General features: G+C 68.0%; 15 protein-coding genes. 2 read left to right on the forward strand and 13 right to left on the reverse strand.

Features of this window, described 5'->3' with window-relative positions; genetic code table 11:
• Window positions 1-102 precede the first annotated feature (102 nt).
• The 4 genes from pip to AB4120_RS09325 all read right to left on the reverse strand — a co-directional run bounded on the left by pip (window position 103) and on the right by AB4120_RS09325 (window position 4,872).
• Window positions 103-1,059, reverse strand: coding sequence for a prolyl aminopeptidase (gene pip, locus AB4120_RS09310; RefSeq protein ID WP_149138142.1), 957 nt, complete (start codon window positions 1,057-1,059; stop codon window positions 103-105).
• 86 nt (window positions 1,060-1,145) lie between these two features.
• Window positions 1,146-1,844 carry a DUF2076 family protein gene (locus tag AB4120_RS09315; protein WP_441642166.1) on the reverse strand — a complete coding sequence of 233 codons (699 nt, stop codon included), beginning with the start codon at window positions 1,842-1,844 and terminating at the stop codon, window positions 1,146-1,148.
• 102 nt (window positions 1,845-1,946) lie between these two features.
• The gene (locus tag AB4120_RS09320; RefSeq protein WP_149138141.1) at window positions 1,947-2,354 is read right to left on the reverse strand and encodes a VOC family protein; all 408 of its coding nucleotides are present in this window, start codon (window positions 2,352-2,354) and stop codon (window positions 1,947-1,949) included.
• 85 nt (window positions 2,355-2,439) lie between these two features.
• The gene (locus AB4120_RS09325; RefSeq protein ID WP_149138140.1) at window positions 2,440-4,872 is read right to left on the reverse strand and encodes a DUF3772 domain-containing protein; all 2,433 of its coding nucleotides are present in this window, start codon (window positions 4,870-4,872) and stop codon (window positions 2,440-2,442) included.
• 280 nt (window positions 4,873-5,152) lie between these two features.
• Between AB4120_RS09325 and AB4120_RS09330 the strand changes: the two genes are divergently transcribed.
• Complete coding sequence (locus tag AB4120_RS09330; protein ID WP_149138139.1) at window positions 5,153-6,220, forward strand: zinc-binding metallopeptidase family protein; 1,068 nt, start codon at window positions 5,153-5,155, stop codon at window positions 6,218-6,220.
• Here the strand turns inward: AB4120_RS09330 and AB4120_RS09335 are convergent.
• From AB4120_RS09335 to AB4120_RS09350, 4 genes are all read right to left on the reverse strand, one after another.
• A complete protein-coding gene (locus AB4120_RS09335) occupies window positions 6,204-7,451 on the reverse strand; it encodes an MFS transporter (RefSeq protein WP_441642167.1) in 1,248 nt (415 codons plus the stop codon). The genes AB4120_RS09330 and AB4120_RS09335 overlap by 17 nt on opposite strands.
• A 142-nt stretch (window positions 7,452-7,593) precedes the next feature.
• A complete protein-coding gene (mnmH, locus tag AB4120_RS09340; protein WP_149138137.1) occupies window positions 7,594-8,688 on the reverse strand; it encodes a tRNA 2-selenouridine(34) synthase MnmH in 1,095 nt (364 codons plus the stop codon).
• Window positions 8,685-9,746 carry a selenide, water dikinase SelD gene (gene selD / locus AB4120_RS09345; RefSeq protein WP_441642168.1) on the reverse strand — a complete coding sequence of 354 codons (1,062 nt, stop codon included), beginning with the start codon at window positions 9,744-9,746 and terminating at the stop codon, window positions 8,685-8,687. The genes mnmH and selD overlap by 4 nt, the downstream gene beginning before the upstream one ends.
• Window positions 9,747-9,813: 67 nt before the next feature.
• The gene (locus tag AB4120_RS09350; RefSeq protein WP_149138136.1) at window positions 9,814-11,046 is read right to left on the reverse strand and encodes a cytochrome P450; all 1,233 of its coding nucleotides are present in this window, start codon (window positions 11,044-11,046) and stop codon (window positions 9,814-9,816) included.
• A gap of 317 nt (window positions 11,047-11,363) precedes the next feature.
• Here AB4120_RS09350 and AB4120_RS09355 point away from each other — a divergent pair, with 317 nt between their 5' ends.
• Window positions 11,364-12,638, forward strand: coding sequence for an epoxide hydrolase family protein (locus AB4120_RS09355; RefSeq protein ID WP_441642205.1), 1,275 nt, complete (start codon window positions 11,364-11,366; stop codon window positions 12,636-12,638).
• An 87-nt stretch (window positions 12,639-12,725) separates the two neighbouring features.
• On the opposite strand, the gene AB4120_RS09360 is transcribed toward AB4120_RS09355, so the two are convergent.
• From AB4120_RS09360 to AB4120_RS09380, 5 genes are all read right to left on the reverse strand, one after another.
• Complete coding sequence (locus AB4120_RS09360; RefSeq protein ID WP_149138135.1) at window positions 12,726-13,685, reverse strand: quinone oxidoreductase family protein; 960 nt, start codon at window positions 13,683-13,685, stop codon at window positions 12,726-12,728.
• A gap of 52 nt (window positions 13,686-13,737) precedes the next feature.
• The gene (locus tag AB4120_RS09365) at window positions 13,738-14,304 is read right to left on the reverse strand and encodes a TetR/AcrR family transcriptional regulator (protein WP_149138134.1); all 567 of its coding nucleotides are present in this window, start codon (window positions 14,302-14,304) and stop codon (window positions 13,738-13,740) included.
• Window positions 14,305-14,400: 96 nt separating this feature from the next.
• Window positions 14,401-16,140, reverse strand: coding sequence for a bifunctional protein-serine/threonine kinase/phosphatase (locus AB4120_RS09370; protein ID WP_149138133.1), 1,740 nt, complete (start codon window positions 16,138-16,140; stop codon window positions 14,401-14,403).
• A 30-nt stretch (window positions 16,141-16,170) separates the two neighbouring features.
• Entirely contained in the window at window positions 16,171-16,983 is an 813-nt protein-coding gene (locus AB4120_RS09375) for a formate/nitrite transporter family protein (RefSeq protein WP_149138132.1), read from the reverse strand.
• A gap of 297 nt (window positions 16,984-17,280) precedes the next feature.
• A complete protein-coding gene (locus AB4120_RS09380) occupies window positions 17,281-18,618 on the reverse strand; it encodes a nitrate- and nitrite sensing domain-containing protein (RefSeq protein ID WP_441642169.1) in 1,338 nt (445 codons plus the stop codon).
• Window positions 18,619-18,699 lie beyond the last annotated feature (81 nt).

Below are 18,699 nucleotides of genomic sequence, written 5' to 3' on the forward strand. Positions count from 1 at the left end.
TGGGGGGCGAAAGCCTGCGCCGGGCGCGCGCGCGGGGCGTTTGTGAGCTAGCCAACACGGGCGTGCGGACACGCCCTTGCAGTCAGCGGAATCCGGCAGTCGTCACGGTTGCGCGGCGAACCGGTCGGTCGCGGCGATCAGCTGGTGCATGATGCCGGGCTCGGTCCAGGCATGCCCGGCACCCTCGACCAGATGGAACTCCGCCTCGGGCCACGCCGCGTGCAGCGCGAACGCGTAGCGCACCGGGCACGGCATGTCGTAGCGGCCATGCACGATCACCCCGGGGATGCCGGCCAGCCGATGCGCATCGCGCAGCAGCTGGCCGTCCTCGAACCAGCAGCGGTGCGTGAAGTAATGATTCTCGAGCCGGGCGAAGGCCAGCGCGAAATGCGCGTCGGCGTGCTTGGCGCTGTTGTCCGGGCTGGGCAGCAGCGTGATGGTTTCCCCTTCCCAGACGCTCCACGCCTGCGCGGCCTCCAGCTGCTTGGCCTCGTCGGCGCCGGTCAGCAGCTTGCGGTAGGCGGCCATCATGTTGCCGCGCTCGGCTTCCGGCACGGGCGCCTGGAAGCGCGCCCACTTGTCCGGGAACATCTCGGAAACCCCGTACTGGTAGTACCAGTCCAGCTCCGCCTGCGAGACCGTGTACACGCCGCGCAGCACCAGCGCGCTGGTCCGTTCGGGATGCGTCTCGGCATAGGCCAGCGCCAGCGAGGAACCCCACGAGCCGCCGAATACCAGCCAGCGCTCCACGCCGGCCAGCGCGCGCAGCCGTTCGATGTCGGCCACGAGGTGCCAGGTGGTATTGGCGTCCAGCCCGGCATGCGGGGTGGAGCGCCCGCAGCCGCGCTGGTCGAACAGCAGCACGTCGTAGCGCGCCGGGTCGAACAGGCGGCGATGGTCGGGCGAGATCCCGCCGCCGGGGCCGCCATGGAGGAACACGGCCGGCTTGGCGCCGGGCGTGCCCACACGTTCGTAGTACACCACGTGCCCGTCGCCCACATCGAGCATGCCGGTGGCGTAGGGTTCGATCGGGGGATAGAGCAGGCGCTGTTCGGACATGGGAGGGCTCGCGGAGGTGGGCGGTGGCGCCAGTGTAGCGCTGGTTGTCTCCCCTCGCCCTCTGGGAGAGGGGAGAGCGCCCCCGCTCAGACCTGCGACGAGTCGTCGTCCAGGAAGTCGTCCAGCCCGGCATCGAGGTAGCCGCTGTCCGCCGAGCCGCTGCTGGGGGCTTGCCCATCGTCGAAGTAGTTATTGACGATGGTTTCCGATGGCTGGCCCCCGAGGAAGCCGTTGCCGCTGTTGCCGCCGCTGTTGCCGCCAATGTTGCCGCCGCCACCGCCGCCGTTGAACAGGTGTTCGATTCCCTGGAACAGGAACGCGCCGCCGGCCACGCCGGCCGCCGTGGTGGCGATGCTGCCCAGCGCGCTGCCGAACCCGCCACTGAGGAAGCCGCCGCGCGCGGGCGGGGCCGGCTGCATCGGGGCTGCGGGGGCCGCGGGTGCTGCGGAGACCGGCTGGACCGGCGCCACGCCGCGCCCGACGCTGTTGCCCCACGCCACGTCGCCATCGGCAAAGCCGCGCGTGCCGTAGCCCTGGGCCGCCTGCGCCTGCTGGAGTTGCTGGAGTTGCTGGAGTTGTTGTTGCAGCCCGGCGATCTGCGCGCGGGCGTCGGCCAGCGCGTGGTCGAGCAGCATGGCGCGCTGTACCAGCAGGTAGGCGGCGTCGGGCTGCCGCGCCACGGCGTCGGCGATCATCGCGGCGGCCTGCGGGTCCTTGCCCTGCGCGCGGGCCTGCGTCAGCTGGGTCAGGAAGTTGTCGAGTGCCTGGGTATCTTGAGGGGTCATCGCGTCACCTTTGTTGTGGTGGGAGGGATGGCCCCACTGTAGGTACGGAAGCTTAAGACAGACTTAAAGGCCGATCAGGCCGCCCAGCTTAGGTCGCCGCCATCAGTCGGCCGGATAGCTGGCCACTTCCACCAGATTGCCGTCCGGGTCGCGGCAGTAGACCGAGGTGATCGGCCCGAGCGCGCCGGTGCGCTGCGCCGGCCCCGCCTCCACCGGCACCCTGTGGGCCAGGAAGTGGGCCATGACCTCGGCCGGCGGCATACGGGTGATGAAGCAGAGGTCGTCGCTGCCGGCGGTGGGGTGCACGCCGGTGAACCACGCCACGGTGTCTTCGCCCACCGGGCGCAGGTTGATCTTCTGTTGGCCGAACTTCACCGATACCCGCGTGCCCGTGCGCGACGCGAAATCCTCGCGCTGCATGCCGAGCACCTGCTCGTACCAGGCGGCGCTGGCTTCCACGTCTTTCACGTTGAGGACGAGATGGTCGAGGCGGTCGATGTGCAGCGTCATGTCGGTTCCTTGTCGAAGGGGTGAGGGGGAGGCGGCCCGATGGCGGCCTCCCGCACTCTACACCGTGTCCGACCCGGACCGGGGGCTAGGTGCCCAGCGCGGCGGAGGTGTTTTCCAGCCGCAGCGTCTGCGGCACCGACAGGGCGATATCGGCTGCGCGCAGCCGCTTGAGGATCTCGAACAGCAGGTCGCTCTTGGTGTTGGCGGCGATGCGCGGGCTGTTCACGTAGCCCGTCACGCTCAGCGTGATGCCGTTCGGCGCCAGCTGGCTGAACGTGACCGAGGGGGCGGGAATGTCGAGGATGGCCTCGTTCTCGCGGTAGGCCTCCAGCAGCAGGTCGCGCACCTCCTCCGGGTCGATGTTCAGCGGGAAGGTCAGCTGGAGCGTGGCCACCCCCTGCGTGCTGTTGCTCATGGTCACGTTGCGCAGGTTCTGGGAGATCAGCTGCGAGTTGGGCACGATCACCGTCGAGCGGTCGCCCAGCTGGATCTCGGTGGCGCGCACGTTGATGCGGCGGATGTCGCCCTCCACGCCGGCCAGGCTGACCATGTCGCCCACCTTCACCGGCCGCTCCGTCAGCAGGATCAGGCCCGAGACGAAGTTCTTCACGATCTCCTGCAGGCCGAAACCGATACCCACCGACAGCGCGCTGACGATCCAGGCCAGGTTCTCCCATTTCACGCCCAGCAGCGACAGCGTAAGCAGCACCAGCAGCACATAGCCGACGTTGCTGAACAGCGTGATCAACGACGCGCGCAGGCCTGGCTCGCCGCACACCTTGGGCAGCAGTTCCTGGTCCAGCCAGCGGCGCACGGCGCGCATCAGCCAGATCCCCACCGCGAGCGCGATCACCGCGTTCAGGATGCGGTCCGGCATGATGTTCAGGCTGCGCAGCTTCTCGCCGCCGAGCACGGTCAGCAGCGTATTGAGCAGGTCCGCCGGTGTGGTGCCAAAGCCACCTGTGAGCAGCGCCAGCACGGCCATCAGCAACAGCAGGCTGGCGCCAATGCCGGAGAGCACCGTCGATACCTGGTCCAGATGGCTGTCGTCCACCCCGAACAGCTGCTTGATCACGCGCCCGCTGCGGTGCGCTGACGAGAACATCGTCTCGCAGACATCGCGCGTGAGCTGGGTGAGCAGGTAGAGCGTGCACAGGACGATGTCGAACCAGACCAGCTCGTAGGTCAGGAAGCGGGCCACGCTGATATAGCCGATCAGCAGCGCCACCATCGACACGATGACCACCACCGTCACGGCGGCATGGATCAGCCCGGCCAGCGTGGCGCGCGCCTCGGGGCGCTCGCCGGCGGCGGCCAGCTCCGTGCGCACGCGGTTGGCGCGCAGCAGTGCGGCGCCGATGGTCAGCACCACCACCAGCGAGACCAGCCCCCGGCCCAGCAGCGTGACCTGCACGCTGGTATCGGCCAGGCGGCTCAGCAGTTCCAGCGTGCCCGCCAGCAGCAACAGGCCAGCCAGCACGGTCGGGAAGGGCTTCATGGCCAGCGCGACGGGGTCGGCCAGCGCCGGCAGGCGCCAGGACGGATGCTTTGTACAGAGCAGCGCCCGGCCCAGGCCGGCGATCAGCGCGCTGGTCATCATCAGCTTGCCCAGCTGGGCGATCAGTTCCTGGAATTCCGGCGTCAGTTCATAGCCGCGCGTGAAGGTGGAGAAGACGATCTGCGCCGCGAGGGCCGTCGTCAGCACCGTGGTCAGTGCCATGGCCAGCGCCAGCGCGCTGCGCCGCAGCCGGGTCTCGGGCAGTTGGGTCAGGCAGAACCACGCCGCGCCGCGCTCGAGCAGCCGGCGGCCCAGCGACCACACGGCCAGCGCGAACACCAGCCACAGCACCGTGCTTACGCGCTGCGCAGGCTGCCACGCCAGCGCCAGCAGCGGCACCACCTCGTCCCGCAGCGCACCCAACCGCTCGCGGTCTTCGGCGGTGCGCTGGATCAGCGGCGCCCAGAACTGCGGATTGAGGATGCTGTCCGAGCGCAGCGCAAGCTGGTCGCGCAACTGGCTGCGGTGCAGCTTGGCCACCTGATCCTTCAGGTTGGCGATATTTTCCTGGCTGTCGGCGGTCTGCTTGCGTTCCTCGTCCAGCTGCGCCTTGCGCGCGTTCAGTTCGGCGCGCTGCCGCGCCACGGCGGGGGCTTCCTTGGCGGTGCCCGCGTCAGGTGGCGGACCCAGCACATCGAGCTGGGCCTGCAGGGCGGCGCGCTGGGCGGTCAGCGTGGCGGTCAGCTTGTCCACATCGGCGGCCAACTGGCGCAGGGCGTCGTCCAGGCCGTCGAGCTTGGGGTTGTTCGAGCTGCCGGAGGCCTGCTGCTTGATCTCGTCCTGCGCAATCTGCAGGCGCTTCAGTTCGGCCATCGCCTCGACGTGGGTCAGGGTGACGGCTTCGGGCGCATCGGCGGCCGAAGCCGCTTCGGCGGCAAAGGCTGACGAGTACGAAAACGGGAGTAGCTGGATCAGAGCAACCAGCACAAGGCTGAGGGCGAGCCTGGGAAGTTTGCGCATGTCGGGGGCACGAAGGGGAGCAACAAGGGGAACAACAAGAAGTGACGGCCGCCCGGGGGGGGGGCGATGCACTTCCGCGAAGGTGGCGGCGCGGCGCGCCGACCGGTATGGAATGGCCCGTGGCCAGTCCGCGGCGCGTTGGCCACGGAAGCCCGGATTATACGCAAGCGGATGGATCACACGGCTTTTTCGGTCATCTTGCGCTGATCATGCCGCTCCGGCATGGCTCTTGCGATATGCTGACCCGAGGCCGGTCCGGACTGGCCAACACCCTCTGACCATGAAGACATTCCACTGCAATCGCTGCGGCAACCTCGTCTTTTTTGAAAACGTTACCTGCGAGCGCTGCAACGCCACGCTCGGCTTCCTGCCGGATATTTCCCAGATCGCCGCGTTCGAGGGCGATGACGACGCCGGCTGGCGCAGCCTGCAACCCGATACCGCCGGCACGCTCTACCGGCGCTGCCATAACTATCGCGTGGAGGCCGTCTGCAACTGGATGGTGCCGGCGGACAGCGAGGACACGCTGTGCCAGTCCTGCGTGCTGACCGATACCATCCCCAACCTGGACGTTCCGGACAACCGGCTCTACTGGTACCGGCTGGAGGTGGCCAAGCGGCGCCTGCTCTATACCCTGCTGGCCCTGAACCTGCCGATCGACTCGCGCGACGACGACCCCGACGGCGGCCTGCAGTTCGACTTCCTCCAGGACGCCGACGACCACAGCAGGGTGCTCACCGGCCACGACAACGGCCGCATCACGATCAACATCGCCGAGGCCGACGACGCCCACCGCGAGCTGACCCGCACCGCCATGCACGAGCCCTACCGCACGCTGCTGGGCCACTTCCGGCACGAGGTGGGGCACTACTACTTCACGCGGCTGGTGGATGGCACGCGCTGGGTGGAGCCGTTCCGCGCGCGCTTTGGCGACGAGCGGGTGGACTACAACACCGCCCTGCAGCAGTACTACGAGGGCAACCTGCCGCCAGACTGGCAGGACGCGTTCATCAGCGCCTACGCCACCATGCACCCGTGGGAGGACTGGGCCGAAACCTGGGCCCACTACCTCCATATCGTCGATACGCTCGATACCGCCGTGTCCTGCGGGCTGGTGCTGCGACCCGAGGGGGCGCAGGAGCCGACGCTGACCGATCAGACGCCGGTGGAGGATTCGTCCTTCCGCAGCCTGATGAACCGCTGGTTCCCGCTCACCTACGCGCTGAACAGCCTGAACCGGAGCCTGGGCGTGCCGGACAGCTACCCGTTCACGCTCTCCCCGCAGGTGGTGGCCAAGCTGGAGTTCGTCCACCGCGTGGTGGAAGACGCCGCTATGCAGCGGCCGTAACCTCGCGGCGCGGCGCGCTGCGCAGTGACCACCCGAAGACCAGCAGCCCGCCCAGCGCCAGCAGCAGGCCCACCCAGCCGGTGGAAGTCCAGCCGAGCCCGGCGGCAATTGTCACGCCCCCGAGCCAGGCGCCCAGCGCATTGGCCAGGTTGAAGGCGGAGTGGTTGAGCGCGGCGGCCAGGGTTTGTGCATCCCCCGCCACATCCATCAGCCGAATCTGCAAGGCTGGGCCCAGCGCGACGCCCGTGCCGATCAGCAGCACGTTGAGCGACGCGAGCCACGGATGCGGCGCGGTGAAGACAAAGGCCGCCAGCACCAGCGCGGACCAGACCAGCACGCCGCCGATGGTCGGCATCAGCGCCTTGTCCGCCAGCTTGGCACCGGCGAGGTTGCCGGCGACCATGCCCACGCCGAACAGCGCCAGCACCACCGGGATGCCGCTGGCCGGCAGATGGGCCACTTCGAGCATGGTCGGCTTGATATAGCTGAACACGGCGAACAGGCCGCCGAAGCCGATGGCGCCGATGCCGAGCGTCAGCCAGACCTGCTTGCGCGCCAGCGCGCCCAGCTCCCGCAACGGGCTGGCGTGGCGGTCCGCCGGCACGAAGGGCACCCAGGCCAGCACCAGCAGCACTGTCAGCACGCCAATGGCGCCCACGATCACGAAGGCCGCGCGCCAGCCGAGCCATGTACCGATGGCGGCGGCGATCGGCACCCCGACCAGCGTGGCGATGGTCAGCCCGAGCATGACCAGCCCCACGGCCTGGGCCCGTTTCTCGCGCGGGACCAGACCGGCGGCCACCAGCGCGGCCACGCCGAAGTAGGTGCCATGCGGGAAACCGGTCACCAGCCGCGCGACGATCATCGACGCATAGGACGGCGCCAGCGCGCTGGCAAAGTTGCCGGCGGCGAAGAACGTCATCAGCGCGATCAGCAGGTTGCGGCGCGGCCAGCGCGCGCCGAGCACGGCCAGCAGCGGCGCGCCGACCACCACGCCCAGCGCGTAGGCGCTGATCAGGTGGCCGGCTTCGGGAATCGAGATGGCCAGGTCGCGGGCGGCGTCGGGCAGCAGGCCCATGATGACGAATTCGCCGGTGCCGATGCCGAAGCTGCCCACGCCCAATGCCAGCAGCGCGCGGCGGTCGGCCGAGCGGTTGCGGGGGGTGGAGGCGTCGGAGGAGTCGGTGGGGAGGTCGGGTAGGGTGTCGAAGTTTCCGGAGGGCGCGGACATAAGGAGAGAGATCGCAAGCATTTATGGATCACCACGCACTGGCGGGCGGGATCTGTGTCCTGCCTCGGGGGCTGCCAGCGTGCTCCGGTGTGGCGTCAGGGCGCTATTGTGAAGGAAGTTCGCCCGGCTTGCTGGCGGTGGCTTATCCGCCCTGTCTTGTTCGCTTTGCCGCTTCTGTTGCCCATTCTGTTCCCCCTTCCGTCGCTGCGATCTCCCGTGCCAGGGCTGTAATCCCTTCCGGGGACAGGTCGTCCGCCGGGATCACGGAGCGCTGGTCCCAGGCAAAAAAATGCTTGCGCTGGGAGCGCGCGTAGGCGGGGTCGTAGTGCCGCGTCGCCAGTTCGGCGAAGAGCTGGGGCAGGTTGCCGGCGTGGGCCATGGCCTGCCAGGCGGTGATGGTGTCCTTGCCGTGCAGCGGCTTGAGGTGCGCGAGCTGGTCGGCCAGCCACTGCGGCCGCTCGCCGAGGTAGGCGTAGTCCCGCAGCAGGAAGTCCAGCCGCGCCGGCAGCGCCGCCTGGATCTCCACGCAGGGCGCGGCGCGCATGCGGGCGACCAGCGCCACCGGCAGGTTCAGCTGGCCGATCCGCGGGCCTTCGCCCTCTATATATAGAGGGCGGGAAAAATCCAGCCCTTCGACCCCCGCCGCGAGGGCGGTTTCGAAGGCGGTCTGCGAGGGCTGGGGGTGATCCGGCACGGCGCCGAGCAGCGATCCCTTGTGCCGCGCCAGCCCCTCCAGGTCCAGGGTTTGCTCGCCCTGCGCGGCCAGTGCGTGCAGCAGCCGCGTCTTGGCGCTGCCCGTGGCGCCGCACACCACCACCAGCGGCAGCAGCGGGGCCTGCACGGCGAGAGTGTCGATCACATGCCGGCGCCAGGACTTGTAGCCGCCGGCCAGTTGCTGGGCGTCCCAGCCGACCATGCGCAGCCAGGTGGTCATCGATCCGCTGCGCAGCCCGCCGCGCCAGCAATAGACCAGCGGCTTCCAGCCCGCCGGGCGGTCTGCGAAGGATTCGCGCAGATGGCGGGCGAGGTTGGCCGCCACCATCGCACCGCCCACCCGCCGCGCCTCGAAGGCGCCAGCCTGCTTGTAGAGCGTGCCGACGATGCGGCGCTCCTCGTTGTCCAGCACCGGGCAGTTCACGGCCCCTGGAATGTGATCGATGGCGAACTCTGCGGGCGAGCGGGCATCGATCAGCGTATCGAAGGCGTGCCGATCCTCCACGCGGACGACTGGCTTCATGCGCGCACCGCCAGGCCGGGTGTGCCGGCTTCCATGTGGCCGACTACAGCGGCCTCGCCGAAGCCCTGTTCCCGGAAGATGCGCAGGACGGCATCCACCGCCTGCGGCGCGCAACTGACCAGCAGTCCGCCGCTGGTCTGCGGGTCGGTCAGCAGGGACTGGGCGATGGCGGGCAGGCCGGCATCGAGCTGCACCTCGGCGCCATAGCCCTCCCAGTTCCGGCGCGAGGCCCCGGTGACATGGCCCTGCCCGGCCAGCGCGGCCACGCCGGGCAGCAGGGGCAGGGCGGACCAGTCCAGCACCGCGCGCAGGCCGGCGCCGCGCGCCAGCTCCAGCGTGTGGCCGGCGATGCCGAAGCCGGTCACGTCGGTCAGCGCATGCACGCCGTCCAGCGCCGCGAGGGCCATGCCGGGGGTGTTCAGGCGCGTGGTGGTGTCGATCAGCCGCGCGTAGCCGTCATCGGCAAGCTGGCCCTTCTTCAGCGCGGCGGACAGCACGCCCACGCCGAGCGGCTTGCCGAGCACGAGCACATCGCCGGCGCGGGCATCGCGGTTGCGGCGGATCTTCGACGGATGCGCCAGACCCATCACCACCAGCCCGTAGATCGGCTCGACCGAGTCGATGGTGTGCCCGCCCGCAATCGGGATACCGGCCGCGCGGCACACCGCCTGACCGCCTGCCATCACCTGGCCGATCACCTCGATCGGCAACTGGTTGACCGGCATCGCCACCAGCGCCAGCGCCATGATCGGCCGTCCGCCCATGGCGTAGACGTCGCTGATGGCATTGGTGGCGGCAATGCGGCCGAAGTCGAACGGGTTGTCGACAATCGGCATGAAGAAATCCGTGGTCGCGATCAGCGCTTGATCGTCGTTCAGCTGGTAGACCGCCGCGTCATCGGCGGTCTCGATGCCGACCAGCAACTCCGGCGGCATGGGCAGCCCGCCACTGCCGCGCAGGATTTCGGACAGCACCCCCGGCGCGATCTTGCAGCCGCATCCGCCCCCGTGGGAAAAGCTGGTCAGGCGGATGTCGGGGGGAGTATTTGGCGTGGTCATGATGGCTGGGGATAGGTGCGCAGGGAACACGCAAGGATACCCCAGCCCTGTGGGACCGCTCCCTCGCTTACCGCGCGCGAACCTTCAGCGTCTCCACGCCGCGCAGGTTGTTGCGGCGGTGCCAGGAGAGTTGATCCAGGTCAACCGGCTGCAAGGCCGGGAAGCGGCTGAGCACGCCCGTTATTGCCGATTCGAGTTCGAGCGTGGCCAGCCGGGTGCCGAGGCAGTAGTGAATCCCGCCGCCGAAGGCGAGCGACGGCACGGCGTCGCGGGAGAGGTCGAGGCGGTCTGGGTCGTTGTACACGGCTGGATCGCGGTTGGCGGCGCCAATCAGCATGAAGACGATGCTGCCGCGCGGGACAGTCACGTCTGCCACGGAGACCTCCTCGAACGCCGTGCGCACCACCATCTGCACCGCGCCGTCATAGCGCAGGCATTCGGCCACGGCTTGCGAGACCGCTGCGGTGTCGGACAACTGCGCCTTCATGCGCGCCAGCTCGGCGGGCGCCCGGAACAGCGCAATCATGCTGTTGCCGATCATGTTCGAGGTGGTTTCATGGCCGGCCACGAACAGCAGGATCACGTTCGAGATGATCTCGGCCTCGCTGAGGGTGGCGCCGTTGTCCTCCGCGCCGAGCAGGCTGGAGATCAGATCCTCGCCGGGATGCGCGCGCCGCTGCGCCACCACGCTCTGGAAATACGCCTCCAGCTGAAGCGCCGCCTCGTTCGCCGCCGCGAGCTGGGTGGCGTTGAGCGGTGCGAGATCGAGCGCGGAGGCCAGCCGGCTGGCGGCCGTGCCGAGTGCGACGCCGTCAGCGGCCGGGATATTCAGGAGCCGGCAGATGATCTCCACCGGCAGCGGCAAGGCGAAATCGGCGATCAGGTCGAATTCGGGGTTGTCGCCGAATTTGTCGCCGAGTTTGTCGCCGATGCGGTCGAGCAGCCCTTGCGTGGTGGCCTCGACGATCTCGCGCAGCCCCTCCACCTGCTTGCGGTTGAACGCCTGCATGAGCAGCGCGCGCAGCCGGGTATGCGCCGGCGGATTCATCATCAGGAAGGTGCGGCTCAGCGCCTGGAACACCGGGTCCTGCGTGGCGGCTTCGCCGTAGCGCGCCTGCACGCTCTGGAGGTAGGTCTTGCCCATGCGGCGGTCGCGCAGCAGGGCATCGATCACCGTGAACTGGCCGGTGACAAAGATGTTTGGCCCGAGCGGCAGCAGGGCGCCCGCGTTGCGGATCTGGTCGTACAGCGGGTATGGATTCTCGAAAAAGGCGGGGGAGGCGAATGATTCGAAGTTCATCACTTTTTTCTTGATCTTGAGGAGGAGGGACGAAGGAAAAACGGTGCCGATTTTCGGGTCTGTTATATCAGCCGGCCGGCTCGCCATCCATCTGACTCTGTATCGCAATGTATCTGGCCGCGTGAGGATACATGGCGAGCCAAAACCGTGCATTGGCGACACGTTGAGCCGCTACTTGGCCGCCACACTGCGTGGGTTCGTGCAAGCCCATGTCTTTGCATTGGGCGAATCAACCAGGAGATATCTTTATGACCCGTGCAGTGACCCCATCCGTTCGGCAATTCGCATTGGCCCGCCGGGCCATTTCTGGCGCGGCAATGCTCGCGGCCATTGGTTTTGCCGGCGCCATGCAACCCGTATTTGCCGCCGACCCGGCGCCGAAGGCGGCTGCCGCGCAGCGCGCGAGCACCGACGAGAGTATTCGACCGTTCAAGGTGCATGTGCCCCAGCGCCAGCTCGACGATTTGCGCAAGCGGATTGCCGCCACACGCTGGCCCGACAAGGAAACCGTCAGCGATGAATCCCAGGGCATCCAGACGGCACGGGTTCAGGAACTCGTCAAATATTGGGGATCCCAATATGACTGGCGCAAGGCCGAGAAAGAACTGAATGCGCTGCCCCAATTTGTCACGACGATCGACGGGGTGGATATTCATTTCATCCACGTCCGCTCGCGCCACCCCAATGCGTTGCCGGTCATCCTGACGCACGGCTGGCCGGGCTCGATTTTCGAGTTCACCAAGACCATTGGCCCGCTGACCGACCCGACGGACTATGGCGGCTCGCCGGATGACGCGTTCGATGTCGTGATTCCGTCGATTCCCGGCTATGGCTTTTCCGGCAAGCCCACCGAACTGGGCTGGGGGCCGGACCGCACCGCGCGCGCTTGGGATGTCTTGATGAGGCGGCTGGGTTATACGCACTATGTGTCACAGGGTGGCGACCATGGCTCGGTGATTTCCGACGCCCTTGCGCGGCAGGCACCGAAAGGCTTGCTGGCCATCCATCTGAATATGCCCGCCACCGTGCCGGGTCCGCTGATGAAGTCGATTCTCAGCGGCGATCCGGCGCCCTCGGAACTGACCGCCCCGGAGCGCGATGCCTACCAGTCGCTGAGCACATTCTTCGGCCGCAACGCCGCCTACGGCGCAATGATGGTGACGCGGCCGCAGACCATTGGCTACGCGCTCTCGGATTCTCCGCTGGGCCTGGCCGCCTGGACCTACGAGAAAATCGCGCAATGGAGCGACAGCGGCGGCGTGCCCGAGCGCGTGGTGTCCCGCGACGCCATCCTGAACGACATCACCCTGTATTGGCTGACCAATACGGGCGCGTCTTCCTCGCGTTTCTATTGGGAAAACAATAACAACAACTTCAGCGCCGATGCGCAGAAGACGCGCGAGATCAAGGTGCCGGTGGCGATCAGCGTATTTCCGCACGAGATTTACCGCGCGCCGGAAAGCTGGAGCAAGCAGGCCTACCCGTCGCTGATGTACTACCACCAGACCGCCAAGGGCGGGCATTTCGCCGCCTGGGAGCAGCCGCAACTGTTTGCCGAGGAACTCCGCGCGGCATTCAAATCCGTGCGCTAGCTCGTGGGCTAACCCGTGCGCTAACGCTTTCGCCGTCCTTCCCGTGGAAGCGATTTCCCGCCCGGCCGCAAGGCTGGGCGGGTTTTTTTACGGAATCAGCAGCAATTTTCCCGCCGAAGCCCGGCTCTCCATCTGGGCGAGGGCCGTTGCCGCCTCCGCCAGCGGATAAACCTGCCCGATACTCGGGTGCAATTTCCCCTCGATCATCCACTGGAACAGCCGGGCTGCCCGCGCGCGCAGCAATTCGGGCGTGCGCACGTGATGGGCGAATACCGCGTAGCCCAGCTTGATGCTCTTCGGCAGGCTCATGATGTCGAGCGTGCCGGGGCCGCCGAGCACCGGCCCGTACCAGCAGAACGTGCCGGCAACGCGGAGCGCATCGAGCGAACCCTGGAAGGTGGCCGGGCCGGAGCCGTCATAGACCACGTGCACGCCTTCGCCACCCGACAGCCGCACGGCCGCTTCGGCAAACGCCCCGGCGGTGTCCACGATGACATGGTCGGCGCCGGTCCGCCGGGCGATCTCCGCCTTGCTCTCCGACGAGACGCGGCCAATGACCATGCCGCCCCGCAGCTTGATGATCTGCGTCAACAGCAGGCCAACCCCGCCGGCGGCCGCGTGCACGAGCGCGATGTCGCCCGGTTGCACCGGATAGAACTCGGTGGCGAAGTGGCTGGCGGTGAGTCCCGCCATCATCACGGAGGCGGCTGCGCGATCGTCGATGGCGTCGGGCAGCGGCACCAGCGAGGTGGCCGGCATGACCACCATCTCGGCATAGCTGCCGGGGCCATAGGCCCAGGCCACGCGCTGGCCGGGCCGGAAGTCCGTGACGCCTTCGCCAACGGCCACGACCCGGCCGGCCCCTTCCACGCCCATCCCCTTCGGATAGGGCATCTCCAGCCAGAACTGGCCGCGCCGGACGCCAAGGTCCATGAAGTTCACGCCGGCGACGGCAACCTCGACCAGTACCTCGCCCTTGGCCGGATTGGGGGTGGGTACGTCGCCATAGGCGAGCCCATCGGGGTGATGCAGCAGTACAGCTTTCATGTCGTTACCTTCTTTATTGAACGATCGTTCCAAAATGGAGAAAAAAAACGGCTCACGCCAGCACCCGCAGCGCGAGGTTGCCCAGCGCCTGCAAATCGCCTGCGCTGGCCCCGCTACGGGCAGCGATCCGGATACCGGCAATGTTCGCGCTCACGAACCCGGCCACGTGTTTCGGATCGAGATCCGGGGCGATGTCGCCGTCGGCCTGGGCTTCCTGGATCCGGGCGGTCAGGGCATCCTCCAGCACGCGTGCGGACGCATGATGAATCTGCGTCAGGTCCGCGCGCCCGTGCCCGAACTCGCAGATCGAGCCAACGCCCAGGCACGGCGTGTGCGCGTCAGCCACCACGCGGGCGATCAGGCGCTGGATGCCATCGCGTGCCCTGGCCTGGCTGCGCAGCGTGGCGAGATGCGCCTGGACCTCCGTCTCGGCATAGCGCTGCACCGCCGCGCGGTAGAGGTCCCACTTGTCGTGGAAGGTGTCGTAGAGGCTCTGCCGGCCGATTTTCATCGCCTCCGTCAGCATGCCGGCCGATGTTCCCGCAAAGCCGTGTTCGCGGAACACGCCTATCGCGGCATCGAGCGCTTCGTCCTTGTTGAATGCTTTGGGTCGGGCCATGGAGGGAATGTAGTGATTCTGGAACGATTAGTCAAGAATCACGATGCTCGGTTACACCCCGGTTACAGCCCCCACTACACCCCCACTACACCCCCACTACATCCCCATCACCCGCAGCCCCAGCAGGACCACTACCGCCACCCCCAGAACCGCCGCCAGCGCTTGCCAGAACCGTAGCGGGTTGCGCTCCAGCAGCGGCGGCGTGGCGCGTTGCCAGAACGGGTCGCTGGGCGCCTGCAATGCCTGGACGAACTCGGAAAGGGCTTCGTGCCGCTTCAGGGCGTTCGGGTGCAGGGCGCGCCGCAGGGCGTGGTCGACCCAGGCCGGCAGCTCGGGGCGCTGCTCGCGCAGGCTGGTGTAGCGCAGGCGCCGGACGTCGGTGCGGTCGCGGATGCGGGTGACCTGCAGGCCGTAGGGCAGCTTGCCGGTCAGCATCTGGTAGGCCAGGGTGGCCAGCGAGAACAGGTCGGACGCCGCCGTGCCGTCATCCCCGACGAAGTACTCCGGCGCGGTGTATTGCAGCGTGCCGACCGGCATGGCCGAGTGGGGCGGGCGCGTGGCCTCGGCCAGCCCCGCCACGTGGACCGAGCCGAAATCGATGATCTTGACGGTGCCCGAGCGGTCGATCATGACGTTCTCGGGGCGGAGATCCTGGTGCAGCATCTCGCGCCGGTGGAACGCCTGCAGCCCCGTGGCCAGTTGGGCGATGATGCCGCGCACGGCGTCCAGGTCGGGCAGGGGATGATCGATCATCCATTGCGCGAGCGTCTGGCCTTCCAGGTACTCCATCGCCACGAAGAGGTGCTTGCGGGGCCGGTCCGCCGCGTGGGGCCGCAGCACGTGCTGGTTGTCGATGCGCCGCGCGACCCATTCCTCGAGCAGGAAGCCCTCCAGATGGGCCGGGTCGTCGCGTTGATCCACGGCGGGCGTTTTCAGCGCCACGGGTTGCCCGCTGTGGTCGTCCACCGCCAGATGTACGTGGCTGCGGGCGCTGCCGTGCAGGGCCCGGACGATGGTGTAGCCCTCGAACTGCATGCGGGGCGCCAGCGGCGGCGGCAGGGTCAGGTGCCCGGTCTGCGCCATCGCGTTGCGGGCGCCGGGTTCCGGCAGGGCGTCGACACGGGCCAGCAGCAGCGTCACGTTGTCCTGGCTGCCGCGCGCCAGGGCCAGCGCCGTGAGCGCCTGCGCGGCGCGGTCCAGATCGTCGCCACTGGCGGTCAGGGCCTGGTGGATATCGGCGGCTTCCAGGTATTCGTAGGCGCCGTCGGTGGCCAGCAGGTAGATCTCGCCGGGCTCCACGCCCCACGTGCGGTAGTCGATCTCGACAGACGGGCTCGCGCCCAGCGCCCGGCCCAGATAGGCCTCGGAGGCCGACACGCAGACCCGGTGATCGACGGTGAGCTGCTCCAGCGTATGCCGATGCAGCCGATAGACGCGCGCATCGCCCACATGCAGCAGGTGGGCCTCCCGCGCCTTGAAGATCAGCGCGCTGAACGTGCAGACGTAGCCACGATCGCGGTCGAAGCGGGCCTCGCTGTGCCGGCTCTGTGCATGGAGCCAGGAATTGACGGCGGCCAGCACGCACTGCGCCGCCCGCCGCACGGTCCAGGCTTCGGAGGTGCAGTAGTAGTCTTCGAGGAAGGTGCGGACGGCGGCAGCGCTGGCGATCTGACTGACCGCGCTGGTGCTGATGCCGTCCGCCAGCGCCAGCGCGACGCCCTTGGTCACGCGGTGGTGGCCGGCGGGGTGGGTCACGCCATGAAAGTCCTGGTTGACCGCCATCCGGCCCGCGTCGGAATGTTGGCCGACGCTGACCTGGAGCCCGCTTCCGGACATGGCGCAGTCGCCTCGATGCCGGGGTGGCGATCAGCCCAGCGCGCGCTTGCTGGCCGTCTTGTAGTGCGTGCTGTAGAGCGTGGCGCCCACGAAGGTCAGGCCGCCTACCAGGTTGCCCAGCACGGTGGGGATTTCATTCCAGATCAGGTAGTCCATGATGGTGAAGTTGCCGCCCAGCATCAGGCCCGACGGGAACAGGAACATGTTCACGATGGAGTGCTCGAAGCCCATGTAGAAGAACACGAGGATGGGCATCCACATGCCGATGACCTTGCCGGATACCGAGGTCGACATCATGGCGGCCACCACGCCCGTGGAGACCATCCAGTTGCACATCACGGCGCGGATGAACAGGGTCAGCATGCCGGCGGCGCCGTGCGCGGCGTAGCCCACGGTGCGGCCTTCGCCGATGTGGCCGATCTTCTGGCCAATGGCGTTGGGGGCTTCGGAGAAGCCGAAGGTGAAGATGATGGCCATGAACAGCGCCACGGTGATGGCGCCGGCGAAGTTGCCGCAGAACACCAGGCCCCAGTTGCGCATGACGCCGCCCCAGGTGGCGCCCGGGCGGCGGTCCAGCACGGCCAGCGGCGCGAGCGTGAAGACGCCGGTCAGCAGGTCGAAGCCCATCAGGTACAGCATGCAGAAGCCGACCGGGAACAGCAGTGCGCCCACCAGCGCGTTGCCGGTGTTGACGGTGACGGTCACCGCGAAGGCCGCCGCCAGCGCCAGGATGGCGCCGGCCATATAGGACCGGATCAGCGTGTCCCGCGTGGACATCAGCAGCTTGGACTCTCCGGCATCGACCATCTTGGTGACGAACTCGGTGGGGGCGAGATAGGCCATTGTGTATTTCCTCTCCGTTTGCTTCGTTTTACTTCGTTTGCTTCGTTTGGCTCGGGAAAGACAAACGGCGTCCGTCCGCCCGGCCTACGGCCGGCGCGTGACAGGACGCCGTTATCCTTGATGCGTTACAGGGGGGTGTACTTCCAGGCCGCCATCAGCCCGATGTCAGTGCTGACGCAGGTTCCATGCCCGCCGAGGGGTGGGGGCCGGGAACGGGCCGGGCAGGGCCAAGTGACGATCCTGGGGGCGTTGGTAGTGCATGGCCCGCCCGCTTTTGGTGCGCGTGGGTGGCCGGGTTCAATCCTGGTGCCGATCGTCGTCCTGCGGGGGCAGGGCGAGCCCGGTGAGGGACAGGGTGGCTTCGGCGATGTCCGCCAGCCGGCGATTGTTGTCCATCGACGCCTTCTGCAGGGCCCGGAAGGCGGCGTCCTCGCTGAGCCCCATACGGGCCATCAGCGCGTTCTTGGCGCGCTCGATCACCTTGCGCTCCTTGAGCGCGCGCCGGGCCGCATCGAGTTCCACTTCGGTCTGCGCCAGCCGTGCCGACTGCTGGCGCAGCAGGCGCTCCAGCGACGTGACCGTGGTGGCATGCACGTCGGAGGGGCCATTCGCGGCATCGGGCATGCCCGGCAGCACCGGCGCGGCGGCGGGCTGCTCGGCCACATCGAAAAAGCGCTCGACGGCATGGGTATGGGGCGGCGGGTTGTCCAGCAGCTGGCGCAGCAGCCCGGCGGAATCCTGGAGATCGGCCTGGGAGCGCTGGATCTGCGTCTCGCAGGCCTTGCGCAGGTCCTGCACCACCTGCATCTCCAGCGTCCACATGCCGGTGATGACCTCGCTGCACACTTCGAACCATTTCTCGCTGTCATCGTGAACCAGCGCCGCGCCCGGCGGCGTGGTCAGCAGCGTGCGGCGCATGCCGTCCTGCGCGGCAACCGCGGCGCTGGCCTGCCGTTGCCGCCATGCCGCGAGCAGCGTCGGATCGGCGAAGCGCTCGAACATCTGGAAGCTGCGCTGCTGGGCTTCCACCAACTGCTGCACGCGCTGCTGCGCAGTGCCGGCGCAGGTGCCGGAGGCGAACATCTGCGCCCCGACGGCCCGCTCCTGCCCGGCGGCTTCCTTGCCCTGCACGAGGTAGACGAAGGCCACCAGCGGCCGGGCGATGCCCGGATACATGGCCACATCGGCCAGATGGAAGATCAACTCCAGCAGCGCGGCAATCAGGCGGCTGAATGCCGCCACGGCGTCGTGCGCGGTGGTCTGGCATTGATCGATGGAGTGGCGCAGCGCCGGCAGCGTGGCCAGGTCGAGCTGCACCCAGGCCATCAACGACACCATCGACGCCGTGCCCGTCTGCCCTGTCTGCCCCGTCTGGCCCGCTTCCAGCTGGCTGGCAAAGCGCTCGTCCAGCCGGGACGCGATGTGGACCGCTTCGCCCATCGCCGTCTGGCGCTCCTGCGCCAGCCGTTGCCCACCCGAGGCCAGGAAGATGCTGCTGGCCCCCCGTTCACGCTGCAAGGCGTGGATCAGCTGGCCGATCAGGTCGGCCAGCTCCACGCGGCTTGCCATCAGGCGAACGGCCTCGATCTCGAGCTGCTTGGCCCGAAGGACGAGGGTTGAGGCGGAAAGGGGCATTGTGCTGGGAATGTGGGGCGCGGCCGGGATGGGTACTACGCATTTGCTGGGTAATACGCAAATGTCGTGCCATTTGTATCA

Origin of the sequence: Cupriavidus sp. 2KB_3 (assembly GCF_052115685.1) — a bacterium.
GTDB lineage: Bacteria > Pseudomonadota > Gammaproteobacteria > Burkholderiales > Burkholderiaceae > Cupriavidus > Cupriavidus campinensis.